Source organism: Haemophilus sp. CCUG 66565, assembly GCF_001679495.1.
Taxonomy (GTDB): domain Bacteria; phylum Pseudomonadota; class Gammaproteobacteria; order Enterobacterales; family Pasteurellaceae; genus Haemophilus; species Haemophilus haemolyticus_K.
In genome coordinates this window covers 45,150-62,285 of sequence record NZ_LZOX01000016.1, presented here as the reverse complement: position 1 = coordinate 62,285, position 17,136 = coordinate 45,150, and the positions used below count along the sequence as shown (strand labels likewise).

At 38.6% G+C, this 17,136-nt stretch carries 15 protein-coding genes; 10 read left to right on the top strand and 5 right to left on the bottom strand.

From position 1 onward, the window contains the following. The first annotated feature begins 104 nt into the window (after nt 1-104). The 4 genes from prlC to A9501_RS05770 all read left to right on the top strand — a co-directional run bounded on the left by prlC (nt 105) and on the right by A9501_RS05770 (nt 6,543). On the top strand, nt 105-2,147 hold the full coding sequence (gene prlC, locus A9501_RS05785; RefSeq protein WP_065265481.1) for an oligopeptidase A: 2,043 nt from the start codon (nt 105-107) through the stop codon (nt 2,145-2,147). A gap of 345 nt (nt 2,148-2,492) precedes the next feature. Next, nucleotides 2,493-5,477 carry an ESPR-type extended signal peptide-containing protein gene (locus A9501_RS05780; RefSeq protein WP_065265261.1) on the top strand — a complete coding sequence of 995 codons (2,985 nt, stop codon included), beginning with the start codon at nt 2,493-2,495 and terminating at the stop codon, nt 5,475-5,477. Between the two features lie 141 nt (nt 5,478-5,618). Further along, nucleotides 5,619-6,320: an MOSC domain-containing protein gene (locus A9501_RS05775; protein WP_065265260.1), complete on the top strand. Its 702-nt coding sequence runs from the start codon at nt 5,619-5,621 to the stop codon at nt 6,318-6,320. Nucleotides 6,321-6,399: 79 nt separating this feature from the next. Then, a complete protein-coding gene (locus tag A9501_RS05770) occupies nt 6,400-6,543 on the top strand; it encodes a hypothetical protein (RefSeq protein ID WP_048953769.1) in 144 nt (47 codons plus the stop codon). 76 nt (nt 6,544-6,619) lie between these two features. On the opposite strand, the gene A9501_RS05765 is transcribed toward A9501_RS05770, so the two are convergent. From A9501_RS05765 to A9501_RS05745, 5 genes are all read right to left on the bottom strand, one after another. After that, nucleotides 6,620-7,474 (bottom strand): cysteine ABC transporter substrate-binding protein, encoded by an 855-nt coding sequence (locus tag A9501_RS05765; RefSeq protein WP_065265259.1) that lies wholly within the window; start codon nt 7,472-7,474, stop codon nt 6,620-6,622. Then, a complete protein-coding gene (locus tag A9501_RS05760) occupies nt 7,458-8,222 on the bottom strand; it encodes an amino acid ABC transporter ATP-binding protein (protein ID WP_065265258.1) in 765 nt (254 codons plus the stop codon). The genes A9501_RS05765 and A9501_RS05760 overlap by 17 nt, the downstream gene beginning before the upstream one ends. A 9-nt stretch (nt 8,223-8,231) precedes the next feature. Beyond that, nucleotides 8,232-8,900, bottom strand: coding sequence for an amino acid ABC transporter permease (locus A9501_RS05755; RefSeq protein ID WP_065265257.1), 669 nt, complete (start codon nt 8,898-8,900; stop codon nt 8,232-8,234). Continuing rightward, nucleotides 8,890-9,549, bottom strand: coding sequence for an amino acid ABC transporter permease (locus A9501_RS05750; RefSeq protein WP_065265256.1), 660 nt, complete (start codon nt 9,547-9,549; stop codon nt 8,890-8,892). Before A9501_RS05750 ends, A9501_RS05755 begins: the two co-directional genes overlap by 11 nt. 142 nt (nt 9,550-9,691) lie before the next feature. Further along, nucleotides 9,692-10,723 carry a branched-chain amino acid aminotransferase gene (locus A9501_RS05745; RefSeq protein ID WP_065265255.1) on the bottom strand — a complete coding sequence of 344 codons (1,032 nt, stop codon included), beginning with the start codon at nt 10,721-10,723 and terminating at the stop codon, nt 9,692-9,694. Nucleotides 10,724-11,198: 475 nt separating this feature from the next. Between A9501_RS05745 and A9501_RS05740 the strand changes: the two genes are divergently transcribed. The 6 genes from A9501_RS05740 (at nt 11,199) to rluB (ending at nt 17,129) form a co-directional block, all read left to right on the top strand. Beyond that, nucleotides 11,199-12,092, top strand: coding sequence for a transcriptional regulator GcvA (locus A9501_RS05740; protein ID WP_065265254.1), 894 nt, complete (start codon nt 11,199-11,201; stop codon nt 12,090-12,092). Beyond that, nucleotides 12,085-13,176, top strand: coding sequence for a 23S rRNA (cytidine(2498)-2'-O)-methyltransferase RlmM (gene rlmM / locus A9501_RS05735; protein ID WP_065265253.1), 1,092 nt, complete (start codon nt 12,085-12,087; stop codon nt 13,174-13,176). Before A9501_RS05740 ends, rlmM begins: the two co-directional genes overlap by 8 nt. Before the next feature lie 35 nt (nt 13,177-13,211). Then, a complete protein-coding gene (gene sucC, locus A9501_RS05730) occupies nt 13,212-14,381 on the top strand; it encodes an ADP-forming succinate--CoA ligase subunit beta (RefSeq protein ID WP_065265252.1) in 1,170 nt (389 codons plus the stop codon). Next, nucleotides 14,381-15,250 carry a succinate--CoA ligase subunit alpha gene (sucD, locus tag A9501_RS05725; RefSeq protein ID WP_065265251.1) on the top strand — a complete coding sequence of 290 codons (870 nt, stop codon included), beginning with the start codon at nt 14,381-14,383 and terminating at the stop codon, nt 15,248-15,250. Before sucC ends, sucD begins: the two co-directional genes overlap by 1 nt. 134 nt (nt 15,251-15,384) lie before the next feature. Beyond that, nucleotides 15,385-16,008, top strand: coding sequence for an L-threonylcarbamoyladenylate synthase (locus A9501_RS05720; RefSeq protein WP_065265250.1), 624 nt, complete (start codon nt 15,385-15,387; stop codon nt 16,006-16,008). A 47-nt stretch (nt 16,009-16,055) separates the two neighbouring features. Beyond that, entirely contained in the window at nt 16,056-17,129 is a 1,074-nt protein-coding gene (gene rluB, locus A9501_RS05715; RefSeq protein ID WP_065265249.1) for a 23S rRNA pseudouridine(2605) synthase RluB, read from the top strand. Nucleotides 17,130-17,136: the final 7 nt, after the last annotated feature.

The window sequence follows — 17,136 nt, the reverse complement described above, 5'->3', positions numbered from 1 at the left end:
AAAATGCGAACCATTATTACTGATTTTTTAGATTTTTCAACCTTGATATTATAGAATTTGCCGTCACATAAAAAGTAGTTTTCAAAAAAGGAACATTTATGTCTATGTCAAATCCATTACTTAACATTCAAGGCTTACCGCCATTTTCACAAATCAAGCCAGAACATATTCAACCGGCTATTGAAAAATTAATTCAAGATTGTCGCGATACGATAGAACAAGTGTTAAAACAACCGCACTTTACTTGGGAAAATTTCATTTTACCTTTAACGGAAACCAATGATCGCTTAAATCGTGCTTGGTCACCCGTTTCTCATCTCAACTCAGTAAAAAACAGTGCTGAATTACGTGAAGCCTATCAAGCGTGCTTACCGTTACTTTCTGAATACAGCACTTGGGTTGGTCAGCATAAAGGGCTTTATAATGCCTATTTAGCTTTAAAAAATAGTGCTGAATTTGCGGACTATTCTATTGCGCAAAAGAAAGCCATTGAAAATTCACTGCGTGATTTTGAACTTTCAGGTATCGGGCTTTCAGAAGAGAAACAACAACGTTATGGCGAAATTGTGGCGCGCTTATCCGAATTAAATTCACAATTTAGTAATAACGTATTAGATGCAACAATGGGCTGGGAAAAACTCATTGAAAACGAAGCAGAACTTACTGGTTTACCTGAATCTGCACTGCAAGCAGCACAACAATCTGCCGAAAGTAAAGGATTGAAAGGTTATCGTTTTACGTTAGAAATCCCAAGTTATTTGCCTGTAATGACTTACTGCGAAAATCGTGCATTGCGTGAAGAAATGTACCGTGCTTATGCAACACGCGCCTCTGAACAAGGCCCTAACGCAGGCAAATGGGATAACAGTAAAGTCATGGAAGAAATTCTTACATTACGCGTGGAATTGGCGAAATTACTCGGTTTTAATACTTACACCGAACTTTCACTTGCCACCAAAATGGCAGAAAACCCACAACAAGTGCTTGATTTCTTAGATAATCTTGCCGAACGTGCCAAACCACAAGGCGAAAAAGAGTTACAAGAATTGAAAGATTACTGCGAAAAAGAATTTGGTGTCACTGAACTTGCACCTTGGGATATTGGTTTTTACAGCGAAAAACAAAAACAACATTTATACGCCATTAATGATGAAGAACTTCGCCCATATTTCCCTGAAAATCGCGTAATTTCAGGGTTGTTTGAATTAATTAAACGCATTTTCAATATTCGTGCAGTTGAACGCAAAGGCGTGGATACTTGGCATAAAGATGTGCGCTTCTTTGATTTAATTGATGAAAATGATCAACTCCGTGGCAGTTTCTATCTTGATTTATATGCACGCGAACACAAACGTGGTGGTGCGTGGATGGATGATTGTATTGGGCGCAAGCGTAAACTCGATGGCAGTATTCAAACTCCTGTGGCTTATTTAACTTGCAACTTCAACGCACCGATAGGGAATAAGCCAGCGTTATTTACGCACGATGAAGTTACTACGCTATTCCACGAATTTGGTCATGGCATTCATCATATGCTTACGCAAGTTAATGTCTCTGATGTGGCGGGGATTAACGGTGTGCCTTGGGATGCCGTGGAATTACCAAGTCAATTTATGGAAAACTGGTGCTGGGAAGAAGAGGCTTTGGCGTTTATTTCAGGGCATTACGAAACAGGCGAGCCGTTGCCAAAAGAAAAACTCACGCAATTGTTAAAAGCGAAAAATTTCCAAGCCGCGATGTTTATCTTACGCCAGCTTGAATTTGGGATTTTTGATTTCCGTTTGCATCACACCTTTGATGCGGAAAAAACCAATCAAATTCTAGAAACACTTAAAGCGGTAAAATCACAAGTAGCCGTCATAAAAGGTGTAGATTGGGCAAGAACCCCGCACAGCTTCAGCCATATTTTTGCAGGGGGCTACGCTGCAGGTTATTACAGCTATTTATGGGCTGAAGTCTTATCGGCTGATGCTTATTCACGCTTTGAAGAAGAAGGTATTTTCAACCCAATCACCGGCAAATCATTCTTAGATGAAATTCTCACTCGTGGTGGCTCAGAAGAACCAATGGAACTCTTCAAACGCTTCCGAGGCCGTGAACCGCAATTAGATGCGTTGTTAAGACATAAAGGCATTGCCAATCATTAATCATTAGGCGGACTTAAGTCCGCCTTTTTGTTCCACTTATATTTGCTATAAAAATAATCAATATTGTTTAAATATTTTACAGTCTTTGTCATTTAATTTAGGTGCTTAATAATGTTGATAATGTCAGTTAGGAAAAGGGATTTTATGCTGAATTGTGAGTGCCGGTGAAAAGCGGAATGTAAATATAATGTAAAGAATTGTAAATTTACTTTATTCCCTTAAGAAAAACACTATAATTCACGCGTCTTTAGATTAATCGGGAATAATGTATGGTTATTGGGTTATCTAAAGAACTTTTAGAACCATATTTAACCATTATCGGTTTAACTATTTTAGGATAAAACAATGAATCGAATTTATAAAACTATCTGGAATGCTGCTACTCAATCATGGACTGTGGCAGGAGAATTAGCATCTGCAAAAGGCAAAAGTGCATCAAAAACAGTTTCAACATTAGCCACACTTTCTGTGGTATCCATATTAGGCGTATCAAGTGCAATGGCGGCAGACAATGCAGTGCCAAAATTAACATCTGTCGAACAGACACCTGCTACTAATATCGTTACTAAAGATGGAAAAACGATTATTATAATTAATAACGATAGTAAAAATAGTGTTACGACTGAAACAAATAGTAAGGATGGTAATCCTAAGCATATTATTGTAGTTGGTTCACAAAATAAGCAAGTTTATGATGGGCAAATTTTAATTGGTTATGAAATCAATAGCCCTGCTCAAGTTTATAGTGAAAACGGGAAATCAGCAGGCAAGGCTGGGGACGTTGCTATCGGTCATCACATTACCTTAGGTGGTTCTGATGGTACAACTGCTGGTGATACAGCTAAAAATGTTCAAGATTCATTTAGTACTGCGGTAGGTTATGGTTCTCAAGCTGTAGGCCCTGTTGTAGCAATGGGGGTTGGTGCTCGTTCAGATATGCGAGCATACCAAGGTTGGGATTCAGTTAAAGAAGGTATTGTTGCAGTCGGACCTTTCGCTTTGGCCGCAGATAATAAAAATGGCACTACTGCTATTGGTGCACTTTCGGCTGCAAACTATGATAATTCTGTTGCTATAGGCGCGCTTTCTGGTGCAGCAGCGGATTGGGAAGATCGCGGTATTGGTGAACAATTTAATCCTGGAATTGATCAAGCAGGTAAAGATAAAGCTAAATATCAAATTTTAGAAAGTTATGGTCCAAGTAATGTCCGTCAAGGTCTCACTTCGGTTGGTTATAAAGCTGGTGCACGTGGTGGTGCTTCAACAGCTTTAGGTTTTGAAGCGGTAACTGGTGTTGCAAATACGAAGTTTGGTGAAAACTCAACGGCTGTTGGTGTACGTGCACACGCTGTAAAAGATAACTCCCTTGCGATAGGTGATAATGCTCTTGCGGGTGGTTTAACTAAGGCTGAAGTAGAGCAAATGAAAAAGGAAAATGATGGTGAAATTGCTCGTTTACAAGCATTGTGGGGCAGAGCTAAAGACGTATTAGATAAGGCTCAAGATCGTCTAAAAGATGATGGCTCTGCTGAAAATAAATTCAAAGTAGCTTCTGCGACAGCTACATTGGAAAGAATCAATCTAGCAATCGAACGAGCGAAGAAAGATGCAACTCGTCTTTCCAATAAAGATAGTAATACTCAATTTTCTATAGCGATTGGTTCTAGCGCTCATGCTAACAACTATCAAACAACGGCAATTGGTCGCTTAGCAAGAGCTTACGGAGCAGGTTCAAATGCTGTTGGTTATGAGGCTAGAGCTGAAGGTGATCGCTCAAATGCTATAGGTTATAAAACAATTGTTGGTAAAACATTCGGTAACACACGTACAGACAGCACTGCTATCGGTACAAATAATATTGTAGATACCAAAGAAGTGATGGTTTTAGGTAACAATGTTGAAATTGATAATAACGGTAAAACACGTAACGGAGCAGTAGTATTAGGTCATAATAGTACAGGTAAAGAACATACTGTTAAAGCTGTGAATTCAGCAACAGTTGGTAAAACTACTTACTCAGGGTTTAAGGGTAATTTAGGTGGTGAAGATAAAGATGGTAAACCTGCTGATGCCGCTGGAGATAAACAAGGTCGCTTTGTTTCTATTGGTAAAAAAGGTGAGGAACGTCAAATCAAACACGTTGCAGCTGGTTGGATTGATGCAGACTCAACCGATGCAATCAATGGTTCGCAGCTTTATGGTATGACATCTGCGCTTGACACTCGTGTGACTAAAAATGAGGACGATATTAAAAATCTTGATGGTCGTGTAACTAAAAATGAAGGTGATATTGCAAATATTAATACTAAGTTAGGTGATATCAATACAAACGTCACGGCTCTTGGCAACCGTGCATGGACTATCTCTGATGGTAAAAATGAAAACCCAATTAAAGATGATAAAGTCACATTTAAAGGTGAAAATGGTGTAACAGTAAGCTTAGGTAAAGATAACACTGTAACTATTAAAGGTGGTTTAACTGATGCCGATAAGCAAAATATTGCAAATGATATCAGCAATAATATTGAGAATGTATTGAATAATAAGGATGTTGGTTTTGCAATTAAACAAAATGGCAAAAACACCTTAGATGCTAACGGCAATCCATTAACCAAAACAGAAAAAGTCACCCCGAAAGATACCGTTAACTTCAAAAATGGTAACGGCACAACGGTGAAAGCGGTAACGAAAAAAGGTGCAACACCAACTGCATCTGATGAAACCTCAATTTCTGTTGATGTAGATGGCATTAAATTCACGGATAAAAATGGTAACAATGTTGTTCGTGATGATAATGGCAATTACGTAAAAGCGGATGCTAACGGCAACCCAACAGGCGAAAAAGTGGATAACAAAGATGTTATAATGAACATTAATAACCCTGCTGGTGGAAATACTGTGATCAATAACCTTCAAGTAAATGGCGGTAAAGTTGAAGCAGGATCGAAAGATGCAGTAAATGGTGATCAATTACATAAAGTTGCTCAGCAAGTAAATAAAAATACTCAAGCAATCGATCATATTAACAATCGTTTAGGTGATATTGATGGTAAAATGGGTAAATTGAACAACAAAATTGATGGTGTGGATAAACGCGCAAGCCGTGGTATCGCGACTGCTGGTGCAATGGGTATGTTACCGCAGCCACATATTTCAGGTCGTTCAATGGTTTCTGCGGCAACGACAAGCTATCGTGGTCAGCAATCTTTAGCGGTGGGTTATTCTCGCTTATCTGATAATGGTAAACACATTATCAAATTCAGCGGTGCATCTAACCTTTCTGGTAAAAAAGATGCGATGGTTGGTGCCGCATACGGATACCAATGGTAATCTAATAACAATAATAAATCTCTAAAGTAAGTGAAGCGCCCGGCAAATGCTGGGCGCTTTTTTATCTACAATATGTTAAAGAAATGATGGTTCATGATAAAATCTGGGAATAAGGTTTAGATGAAACTTGGAGTAATATAAATGAGCAAAATTCTAGCCGTGAAAGCCGCCAAAGCGAGCGTGCTCACATTATCTGATGGTAAACAAATTACAACGGCTATTCGTAAACATTCGGTATCGCACATTCGGGTTGAACGTTTGGGCCCTGTTGGGGATGAAGTGGCGAACATTAAACATCATGGTGGGGTTGATAAAGCTATTTTTTTCAATGGACAAAAAAGTTTAGAAAAACTGACCGCACTTTTGGCTTTGTCGTATGATTATTTACAAGATTCACGTTTTGGCGAAAATTTTGTGGTGTCTGATTTGGATGAAAATAATGTTTGTATTGGCGATCAGTTTCGTATTGGCGAAGCGTTAATTGAAGTTTGCCAACCCCGCAAGCCGTGTAATACGTTATCTCAAAATACGAATGTACCAGAAACACGAAAAGTGGTGGTAGAAATGGGGTTGGTGGGATGGTATGCGCGTGTATTAGAGGCAGGTGAAATTCATCAAGATGATGAACTGGTCTTGGTTAAACGTCCTTATCCAGCATTAACTGTGATGGCAGTGCATGAACTGCTTTCAAAACCAGCCAATACTTTAAATAAAGCCTTTTTAGAACAAACCTTACAGTGTGATGTGTTAGCGGAGGGTTATAAAACCACTTTGCGTAAGCAAGCAGATAGACTGGCTCAAGATTCTTCACTAAGTGCCTTTTTTAATACACCTGAATTTTAATGAGGGTAGAAAGTCAGGCAAAGTTTAAATCTATATGCTATAATTTTTCCATCATTCAATTTTCAATAAAGGATAAATCATGAAAAAATGGTTGTTAGTGGTCGCTGCTGCATTAGTTGTTTCAGCTTGTGCGAATAAAGATGTGTATTTTAATGGGGCGGAAGGTTCGCATTCTGGAATCAAATTTGATAAAAATACACGTCATTGGGGAATGAACCCATAAAGCGCGGTAGGTTTTAGCCCTATTTTCATTCATAAAAAAGCGCTGGTTTCCCAGCGCTTATTTTTATTTGCATTTATTATTTATATTGAACCGCAATATCGCTTTCGCTGACGCTATCACCATAAACTGGCAATAATGTTTTTTCATAGGCTTGTTTTAATACGCCTTCTTTAGAAAGTTTCACAATTTCAGTATTTAACCAATTGAGTAAATCTGGCGCATCTTTGCGTACTGCAGGGGCAATAACATCTTGATCGCCAAAACTTTTTACGCCTACTGTGTAGCCTGGGTTTTGTTTTGCCCAAGCAAATAAGAAGGTGTTGTCATTAGAAAGTGCATCACCACGTCCGTCACGTAATGCTTCAAAGGTTTCGGTATTTTGTTCAAATTTAAGTAATTTGATGTTGGGATAATTTTTGGTAAAGAAAATATCCGCGGTAGTCCCTTTATCCACAATCAGGGTTTTATCTTTTAATTGTTCAAGGTTTGTGATGACTTCACCATTTTTAGACACCACGCCAAGTGCAACTTTCATATAAGGGTTAGCAAAATCGACCACTTCTTTACGTGCTGCGGTGACAGTAAAATTCGCTAGAATAATATCTACTTTCTTGGAAAGTAAATATTCAGCGCGGTTTGCCGCATCTACAAGCACAAATTCCACTTTATTTTCATCGCCTAATAGATCCTTCGTAATCGCTTTACCGATTTCCACATCAAAACCTTGGCTTTTTCCTTGGGTATCTACATAGCCAAATGGCGGTTTATCACTGAATACGCCAATGCGTACTTTGCCTGCTTGTTTGATTTGTTCAATTGCAGAAGCTTGTTTCGTTTCTTTGACCTGTTCTTTATCGTTACAGGCCGATAATCCAAAAGCAAGTGCTGCCGTGGCAAAAAGTGCGGTTAATTTTTTAAATGTTTTCTTCATAGTTTGTCCCTCTTGGTTCATAGTTTAAGATGTTTAAGAATGTTTTCGCCCGATCCGTGGTCGGATTCGTGAAGAAATCTTCAGGCTTGGCTTGTTCGATAATTTGACCTTTATCCATAAATACAATGCGATGTGCGACTTGACGTGCAAAATTCATTTCATGTGTCACAATCAACATTGTCATGCCATCTTTGGCTAGACCTAAAATAACATCGAGTACTTCGCGTACCATTTCTGGATCCAATGCAGCGGTCACTTCATCAAATAGAATAATTTCAGGATTCATACATAGGGTACGCACAATGGCTATGCGTTGCTTTTGCCCACCTGAAAGCTCGCGTGGATAGGCATTTTTACGCTCATATAATCCCACTCGTTTGAGTAATTCATCTGCTTGTTTTTCTGCTTCAGCACGATCGCGTTTTTGTACTTTTAATGGTCCAAGTAGAATGTTGTCGATCACCGATAAATGAGCAAATAATTCATAACTTTGAAACACCATACCAATACGTTGGCGCGCTTTTACCCAACTGATGTCTTTGCCAAGTAGGCCTGCATTTTGCAGTAATAATTGACCACTCTTTATTGGTTCTAAGCCATTTAGTGTGCGTAAAAAAGTGCTTTTCCCACAGCCAGATGGTCCTAAAATTACGACAACTTCCCCTTTTTCAACAGAAAGACTTATTCCTTTTAATGCTTCTACATCGCCATAATTTTTAACAAGATTTTTGATTTCTAATAATGCCATTTTGGTTCCTTAATTTTCCCAACGCGCTTCTAAATAACGAGAAAATAATGAAAGTGGATAACAAATTAAAAAATATAAACAGAAAATTACACCGTATATCCAAAGGGCAGCGGATTGATTAGTGAAAAGAGAATGTTCAATAATTTGTTGGCTAACTTTGATAACTTCAACCACACCAATTAACATGGCAAGTGAACTGGTTTTTATCATACGTGTGAATAAGTTAATCATACTTGGTGTCACTCGTTTTAGGCTTTGAGGAAGTAAAATATAAATGAACGTTTGCAAGGGCGTTAAGCCTAGGGCGTAAGCCGATTCAATTTGGTGCTTTTCAATGGAGGTGAGCGCACCACGCACGAGATCTCCCATTTCTGCTGTTCCCCAAAAAATAAAGACAAGAATACAGACGGTGACACTATCTAAATGGATATCAAACCATTTTGCTAATCCAAAATAGGCAAGAAACAACAACACTAATAATGGGATAAGGCGTACAAATTCAAGATAAAAGCCTGTAATTGCTTTGATAATATTATTTTTACTTGTCATCAGTACGCCTAAAATAATCCCGAAGAAGCAAGCAAAAAATACTGAAATAAATGCAATTTCAGCGGTAATCCAAAGCCCATGGAGTAAGCGGTTTAATTGGTTACCTTGGAATAATAATTCAAGCCCCATATTTTGCTCTCCGAGTACGTTTTTCTAAATAGCGAATCAAAATTGACATCGGTAATAAAATAATTAGATAAAATACAACCAATAAAAATAAGGACTCATTTGTTTTGTAATCCATACCAATGATTTCTTTTGCAATAAACATTAATTCTGCGACAGCAACTGCGCTAATAACGGAGGTTTCTTTCATTAAAAATAAACAGTTTGCTCCAATAGCTGGCATAGAAATAGCAAAGGCTTGAGGTAAAATCACATAGCGGAAAGCTTGAAAAGGTGTTAAACCGATGCTAAGTGCAGATTCTATTTGCCCTTTTGATACTGCTTCTAATCCCCCGCGAATGGCCTCAGCCATATAGCTCCCACCTAAAAAAGCTAATCCAATTACACCACAAGTGAATCCATCTAATTTAATGCCAACTTTAGATAAGCCGAAATAAAGGAAAAACACTTGAATTAAAAGTGGGGTATTACGAGAAAGTTCAATGTAGCTTTTAACTAGCCAGCTTAATGATTTCACTTGGTAAGTACTTATCACTGCACAAATAGTGCCGATAATCAGCGAAAGTAAGATTCCCCAAAAGGAGAGAGCAAGTGTCATTAATGTTGCATCTACAAATCGCGGAAAAACGTTAATGATATAATCCCAGTTCATTTTCTTTTTATGAAAGCATTGTTTGTAAAAAGATAATAAAAGAGATTTTTTATGTTGAGAAAGAATTGAAATGAATGATTTATAGCGAAATGGAATAAGATGAGATAAAGAAAATGCGGTGAAAAGTCACCGCACTTATTTATTATTCTACTTTCACAATCCAGCCTTCAGGCGCTTCGACATCACCGAACTGGATGCCTGTGAGCTCTTCATAAAGGCGACGTGTTATTGGGCCAACTTCAGTTTCAGAATAGAACACATGGAATTTGCCTTTATGTTGGATTCCTCCAACGGGTGAAATGACTGCTGCAGTACCACAAGCGCCAGCTTCAGCAAATTGATCTAGCTCATCGATATAAACATCGCCTTCAATTGCTTCCATACCTAAACGCTCTTTTGCGATATGTAAAAGAGAGTATTTGGTGATACTTGGTAAAATAGATTCTGATTTTGGTGTGATGAATTTATTATCTTTTGTGATTCCAAAGAAGTTTGCCGCACCGACTTCTTCAATTTTAGTGTGTGTTTTTGGATCTAAATAAATGGCATCAGCGAATTTACGTTCTGGCGTACCTTGTTCTGCTGCTAATACGTGTGGCAGAAGGCTTGCTGCGTAGTTACCACCCACTTTTACGCCACCGGTTCCCATAGGCGCTGCACGATCGTATTCGGTGGTAATAAAGTTAGATGGTGTTAAACCACCTTTGAAATAGGCACCAACAGGGCAGCAGAATACAGAGAAAATAAATTCTGGCGCAGCTTTCACACCGATATTTTCACCTACACCAATTAAGAATGGGCGTAAGTATAAGGTTGCGCCAGAGCCGTAAGGTCCGACCCATTCTTCGTTTGCTTTCACTACTTCTTTACATGCACGGATAAATAATTCTGTTGGCACCTGTGGCATGAGTAAACGATCTGATGTATGTTGCATGCGTTTTGCATTTTCTTGTGGACGGAATAAGTTGATTGAGCCGTCTTTGCAACGATAAGCTTTTAAGCCCTCAAAGCATTGTTGACCGTAGTGAAGTGCGGTAGAACCTTCGTGAATATGTAAGGTATTGTCTGTGGTGAGTTTGCCTTTGTCCCATTTGCCATCTTTCCAGTGAGCGATGAAACGGTAATCTGTTTTAATATAACTAAAACCAAGGTTATTCCAGTCTAAGTCTTTCATTTTGCTTCCTTAATTTATTTTTATGAATGAAATAGGGGTTAATCTACATCATTATTATGGGAATTTGAATCTTAAATTTTCAAAATTGGTTAATTTTTAGAAAATTAACTAATAATTGTGAAATTTGTGAAGTCGATCAGAAAATCAAGATGCAACTGTGATAGAATCAGGAAGAAAAAAACGCCACTCAAGAAGAGTAGCGTTTAACCAATAAGGTTTAAATATACAGGAAGTAAATGAGTAACTTGATTTTGTTACTCAAGTTCGGTTACCCGAACTATATGCAAACACAACATCATACTTAAGTCCGAAACTCATTAACTAGTAAGGAATTACCAATCATTAAGTATGTTTGTATTGTAAGGAAAAAGGGTAGAAAAGGACAAATGACGTTTTTTTATTTGAAGTATTAGAAAAACTAATCCGAATTAAATCTTGTCTATTATAGACAAAAATTTTATGAATGGAAATACTTATGTATAAACGTTTGCCACCGTTGAATTCGCTAAAAGCTTTTGAGTCAGCTGCTCGTTATTTAAGTTTTACTAAAGCGGCAGATGAGCTTTGTGTGACACAAGCGGCAGTTAGTCATCAAATTAAATTATTAGAAGAGTTCTTAGGAATTGAATTATTTAAGCGAAAGAATCGTTCTTTAGAATTAACAGAGCTTGGAAAAGCTTATTTTGTTGATATTAATAAAATTCTACGTCGTTTAAATGAAGCAACAGAGCGATTGTTAACGTTAAAAACGGATCCTCATTTAAATATTAGTGTGCCACAAACTTTTGGTATCCAATGGCTCGTGCCACATTTAAGTGAATTTAATCAGCTTTATCCGCAAATTGAGGTTCGTTTAACTGGTGTGGATCAAGATGAAGGCTTGTTAAATAAAGAAATTGATCTTGCTATTTATTATGGTTTGGGTAATTGGCAGAATCTCCAAGTGGATCGTCTTGGCGGAGAAAATTTATTGATTTTAGCGTCGCCTGAATTGTTAGCAGAAAATCCAATTATTCAGCCTGAAGATTTAAAAAAACACACATTAATTCACATTCATACGCGTGATAATTGGCAAGCGATGGCAAATCATTTACAGTTAGATGATTTAAATATTCAGCAAGGGCCGTTATTTAGTCATACATTTATGGCGTTACAGGCGGCTATTCATGGGCAAGGCATTGTATTAGCTAATCGCTTATTAGCCTTGCAAGAAATTGAAAATGGCTCCTTAAAAGTGGTATTGCCAACCAATTTACCTGATCCAAAATCATTTTATGTGGTCAATCATCTTGATCGCCTTGATGACCAAAAAATTCAAGCATTTCGTCAGTGGATTATTAACTCAATTAAACAAGAAGAAAATGAATAAACTCGCATTATATTGTCGCCCAGGTTTTGAGAAAGAAGTCGCCGCAGAGATCACCGATCAAGCAAGTAATTTAGGTGTATTTGGTTTTGCACGAGTACAAGATAATTCGGGCTATGTCATTTTTGAATGTTATCAACCTGATGAGGCTGATCGCCTTGCTCGAGATATTCCTTTTAATCGTTTGATTTTTGCTCGTCAGATGATGGTTATTTCCGACTTATTGGAAGATTTAGATCCCGCTGATCGTATTAGTCCCATCGTCGCGGCGTTTGAAGAATTATCACAACAAATTAATTTTGCTCAATCTAGCGAGCTTTTTGTAGAAACTGCAGATACAAATGAAGCGAAGGAGCTTTCCACTTTTTGTCGTAAATTTACCGTGCCTTTACGTCAGGCATTGAAAAAACAAGGTTGGCTTTCGGCAAAGGCGAGTCAAAAGAGCGGTCAATTTTTACATTGTTTTTTTGTGAAACCGAATTGCTGTTATGTGGGATATTCTTATGTAGATAATCATTCTCCTCATTTTATGGGAATCCCTCGTTTAAAATTTCCGGCAGATGCGCCGAGTCGATCTACGTTAAAACTGGAAGAAGCTATTTTGACTTTTATTCCGCGTAAAGAAGAGAATAAACGTTTAAATGAAAATATGATTGGCGTTGATTTAGGGGCTTGCCCTGGCGGTTGGACGTATCAATTAGTCAAACGCGGTTTATTTGTTTATGCAGTTGATCACGGAAAAATGGCGGCGAGTTTGCATGATACGGGGCGCATTGAACATTGTGCGGAAGATGGTTTTAAATTTCAGCCCCCAAAAAGGAAAAAAGTGGATTGGTTAGTCTGTGATATGGTGGAACAACCAAGTCGTATTTCTTTATTGATTGGCAAATGGTTGTTGAATGGTTGGTGCCGAGAAACGATCTTCAATTTAAAATTACCCATGAAAAAACGTTATCAAGAAGTGATATTATGCTTAGAAAATTTGGCTGTGATGTTGGCTGAGCAGAATTTAAATTTTGATATTCAAGCAAAACATTTATATCACGATCGTGAAGAAATCACGGTACATATAGCATTAAAACCTTGAGTGAATTGTTTTCATAACCAAAAAGGACGTCGCGAATGAATTTACACGAATACCAAGCAAAACAACTATTTGAGCATTATGGATTACCCGTAAAAAATGGGGCGGTCTGTCAATCTGTTGATGAAGTAGATTTGGTACTGGCTCAACTTTCAGGCGATAAGTGGGCAGCGAAATGTCAAGTTCATGCTGGTGGACGTGGTAAAGCGGGTGGCGTTAAATTGGTACATGATGTAGAGGAAGCAAGATCTTTTGCAGAAAAATGGTTAGGACAACGTTTAGTCACTTTTCAAACGGATAAATCAGGTCAGCCAGTAAACCAGATTTATTTTGAAGAAACTTGCGATATTGATAAAGAATTTTACTTAAGTGCGGTTGTTGATCGCGCTTCTCAAAAAGTGGTGTTTATTGCTTCTCCTGCTGGTGGAATGAATATTGAAGAAGTCGCGCAAAATTCACCGCACTTACTCCACAAAGTCACTATTGATCCTTTATTTGGAGGATTGCCTTATCAAGGCCGTGAATTGGCATTTAAATTAGGGTTAAGTGGTGCTCAAAACAAACAGTTTACCGATATCTTTATGGGATTATCTCGTTTGTTTTTAGAAAAAGATTTATCTTTAGTGGAAGTCAATCCGCTTGTTCTAACTAAACAAGGCAATTTGGTTTGTCTCGACGCCAAAATATCTGTTGATGATAACGCTTTATTTCGTCATAAAGATCTCCTTGCATTGCAAGATTTAACTCAAAACGATGCCCGTGAAGCAGAAGCTGAAAAATTCCAGTTAAACTATGTGGCTTTAGAGGGCGATATTGGTTGTATGGTAAACGGAGCAGGGCTTGCAATGGGAACAATGGATATTGTGAAACTCTATGGTGGAAAGCCTGCAAATTTTCTTGATGTCGGTGGTGGTGCAACGAAAGAGCGGGTTTCTGAAGCGTTCAAAATTATTTTAACCGATCCTTCCGTGAAGGTGATTTTAGTGAATATTTTTGGTGGCATTGTTCGTTGTGATTTGATTGCTGAAGGCGTGATTGCTGCAGTAAATGAAGTGGGCGTGAGAGTGCCTGTGGTTGTGCGATTAGAAGGAACGAATGCTGAAATCGGTCGCCAAATTTTAGCGGAAAGCGACGTTAATATTCTTACCGCGCACAGTTTACAACAAGCCGCAGAATTAGCCGTGAATGCAGCAAAAGGGGAACACTAATGGCGATTTTAATTGATAAAAATACCAAAGTGATTTGCCAAGGTTTTACTGGTGGACAAGGGACTTTTCATTCTGAACAAGCATTAGCCTATGGAACGCAATTAGTCGGTGGCGTATCACCAAATAAAGGTGGAACTACCCATCTTGGTTTGCCTGTATTTAATACTGTTCATGAAGCTGTCGAAAATACGGGGGCAACAGCGACAGTCATTTATGTACCAGCACCATTTTGTAAAGATGCCATAATTGAAGCCATTGATGCAGGGATTAAGTTAATTGTCTGCATTACTGAGGGCATTCCTACATTGGATATGCTTAAGGTAAAACAAAAATTAAATGAAACTGGCGTTGTAATGATTGGGCCAAATTGCCCAGGTGTGATTACGCCTGATGAGTGTAAAATCGGCATCATGCCCGGACACATACATAAAAAAGGCAAAGTGGGTATTGTTTCTCGTTCTGGTACTTTAACGTATGAAGCGGTAAAACAAACTACAGATGAAGGTTTTGGGCAATCGACTTGTGTGGGTATCGGTGGCGATCCTATTCCAGGTTCTAGTTTTATTGATATTCTCGAAAGATTTCAACAAGATCCTGAAACAGAAGCTATTGTGATGATTGGCGAGATCGGCGGTTCCGCAGAGGAAGAAGCGGCAACCTTCATTAAAGATAATATCACTAAACCCGTGGTAGCCTATATTGCGGGTATCACTGCGCCAAAAGGTAAACGGATGGGACATGCTGGTGCCATTATTAGTGGTGGAAAAGGCACTGCCGCAGAAAAAATAGCAGCGCTTGAGGCCGCAGGTGTGACCTGTGTAAAAAGTCTCGCTGAAATTGGTGCAGCCTTGAGAAAGGTATTAAAATAATTTCAGAAAATTAACTGCACTTTGGTTTGACAAGGCGTAGATTGACTCTCTACGCCTTTATTTTTATATGCTCGCCATTATAAAGTGCGCGCAAAACTGCTATAATCAGCGCATACTTTTTAAGGAAGAAACAGATGAGCCAATTTTTTTATATCCACCCTGAAAATCCACAAGCGCGCTTGATTAATCAAGCCGTAGAGATTTTACAAAAAGGCGGTGTGATTGTGTATCCGACGGACTCGGGATATGCCTTAGGCTGTATGATGGGCGATAAACATGCAATGGATCGCATTGTGGCGATTCGTAAATTGCCTGAAGGACATAATTTTACGTTGGTGTGTAGTGATTTGTCGGAACTTTCAACTTACGCAACGGTGAGCAATACTGCGTATCGTTTGATTAAAAATAATACGCCAGGGCGTTATACTTTTATTCTTACAGCAACGAAAGAATTACCGCGTCGTTTAATGACATCAAAACGTAAAACTATTGGTTTACGCGTACCAGATAATAAAATCGCTTTAGATTTACTTTCAGCTTTAGGTGAGCCGATTTTATCTTGTTCGTTAATGTTGCCAGATGAAGAACATACTACGCAATCTGATCCTGAGGAAATTCGAGATCGTTTAGAGCACCAAGTCGATTTAATTATTCATGGTGGATATTTAGGGCAAGAGCCTACAACAGTGGTGGATTTAACGGAAGAATCGCCAGTGATTTTGCGCGAAGGAAGTGGAAGCACTGATCCTTTTATTTAATTTATAGACGCTTGTGAAAGCGACCTTTCCATTATTTAAGGAAAACAATGAAACCTAGTCAAAAACAAACTCAAAAACAACCGCACTTTTCCAAAGATTCAGCAAAGAAAAGTGATTTTTCAGCTAAAAATGATAGACGTTCAGTGTCTCATACTGCTCGCGTAGAAACAGCAAATACGAAAAAAAGTGCGGTTAATTATGACAACAAATTTTTATCTAAGCCAAAAGCGAAACCTGTTGTAAAAGCCTCGAATCAATCTAAAGTAGAGGGCGAAAAATTACAGAAAGTTTTAGCGCGTGCTGGGCAAGGCTCTCGTCGTGAAATTGAAACGATGATTGCCGCAGGCCGAGTGAGCGTAGAGGGTAAAATTGCGACTTTAGGTGATCGTATTGACGTACATTCTGGCGTGAAAGTGCGTATTGATGGCCAAATCATTAATCTTAGCCACGCACAAAAAGAAATTTGCCGCGTGTTAATGTATTACAAACCTGAAGGTGAACTTTGTACTCGTAGTGACCCAGAAGGGCGCGCGACCGTGTTTGATCGTTTGCCTCGTTTAACGGGATCTCGTTGGATTGCGGTGGGGCGTTTAGATATTAATACATCAGGTTTGTTGCTTTTCACTACTGATGGTGAATTAGCAAATCGCCTAATGCATCCAAGCCGTGAAGTGGAACGTGAATATTCGGTTCGTGTATTTGGTCAAGTAGATGATGCAATGTTGGCACGTTTACGCAAAGGCGTTCAGCTTGAAGATGGCCCTGCTAACTTTAAAGAAATTAAATTTACAGGCGGTGTGGGTATTAACCAATGGTATGACGTAACCTTGATGGAAGGACGTAACCGTGAAGTTCGCCGTTTATGGGAATCTCAAGGGATTCAAGTCAGCCGCTTGATTCGTATTCGTTACGGAAATATCAAACTGATGAAAGGTTTGCCTCGTGGTGGCTGGGAAGAAATGGATCTTGAAAACGTCAATTACTTGCGTGAACTTGTAGGATTACCAGCTGAAACCGAAACGAAATTAGATGTTACACAACCACGTCGTCGTCCAAAATCTGGACAAATTCGTAAAGCGGTAAAACGTTATTCTGAACTGAGCAAACGTTATAAAAAATAAGGACTTT

Bases quoted from the DNA above. Each gene is read 5' to 3' on its own strand.
- prlC (WP_065265481.1), top strand. From the start codon at position 105: ATGTCAAATCCATTACTTAACATTCAAGGCTTACCGCCATTTTCACAA.
- A9501_RS05780 (WP_065265261.1), top strand. From the start codon at position 2,493: ATGAATCGAATTTATAAAACTATCTGGAATGCTGCTACTCAATCATGG.
- A9501_RS05775 (WP_065265260.1), top strand. From the start codon at position 5,619: ATGAGCAAAATTCTAGCCGTGAAAGCCGCCAAAGCGAGCGTGCTCACA.
- A9501_RS05770 (WP_048953769.1), top strand. From the start codon at position 6,400: ATGAAAAAATGGTTGTTAGTGGTCGCTGCTGCATTAGTTGTTTCAGCT.
- A9501_RS05765 (WP_065265259.1), bottom strand. From the start codon at position 7,474: ATGAAGAAAACATTTAAAAAATTAACCGCACTTTTTGCCACGGCAGCA.
- A9501_RS05760 (WP_065265258.1), bottom strand. From the start codon at position 8,222: ATGGCATTATTAGAAATCAAAAATCTTGTTAAAAATTATGGCGATGTA.
- A9501_RS05755 (WP_065265257.1), bottom strand. From the start codon at position 8,900: ATGGGGCTTGAATTATTATTCCAAGGTAACCAATTAAACCGCTTACTC.
- A9501_RS05750 (WP_065265256.1), bottom strand. From the start codon at position 9,549: ATGAACTGGGATTATATCATTAACGTTTTTCCGCGATTTGTAGATGCA.
- A9501_RS05745 (WP_065265255.1), bottom strand. From the start codon at position 10,723: ATGAAAGACTTAGACTGGAATAACCTTGGTTTTAGTTATATTAAAACA.
- A9501_RS05740 (WP_065265254.1), top strand. From the start codon at position 11,199: ATGTATAAACGTTTGCCACCGTTGAATTCGCTAAAAGCTTTTGAGTCA.
- rlmM (WP_065265253.1), top strand. From the start codon at position 12,085: ATGAATAAACTCGCATTATATTGTCGCCCAGGTTTTGAGAAAGAAGTC.
- sucC (WP_065265252.1), top strand. From the start codon at position 13,212: ATGAATTTACACGAATACCAAGCAAAACAACTATTTGAGCATTATGGA.
- sucD (WP_065265251.1), top strand. From the start codon at position 14,381: ATGGCGATTTTAATTGATAAAAATACCAAAGTGATTTGCCAAGGTTTT.
- A9501_RS05720 (WP_065265250.1), top strand. From the start codon at position 15,385: ATGAGCCAATTTTTTTATATCCACCCTGAAAATCCACAAGCGCGCTTG.
- rluB (WP_065265249.1), top strand. From the start codon at position 16,056: ATGAAACCTAGTCAAAAACAAACTCAAAAACAACCGCACTTTTCCAAA.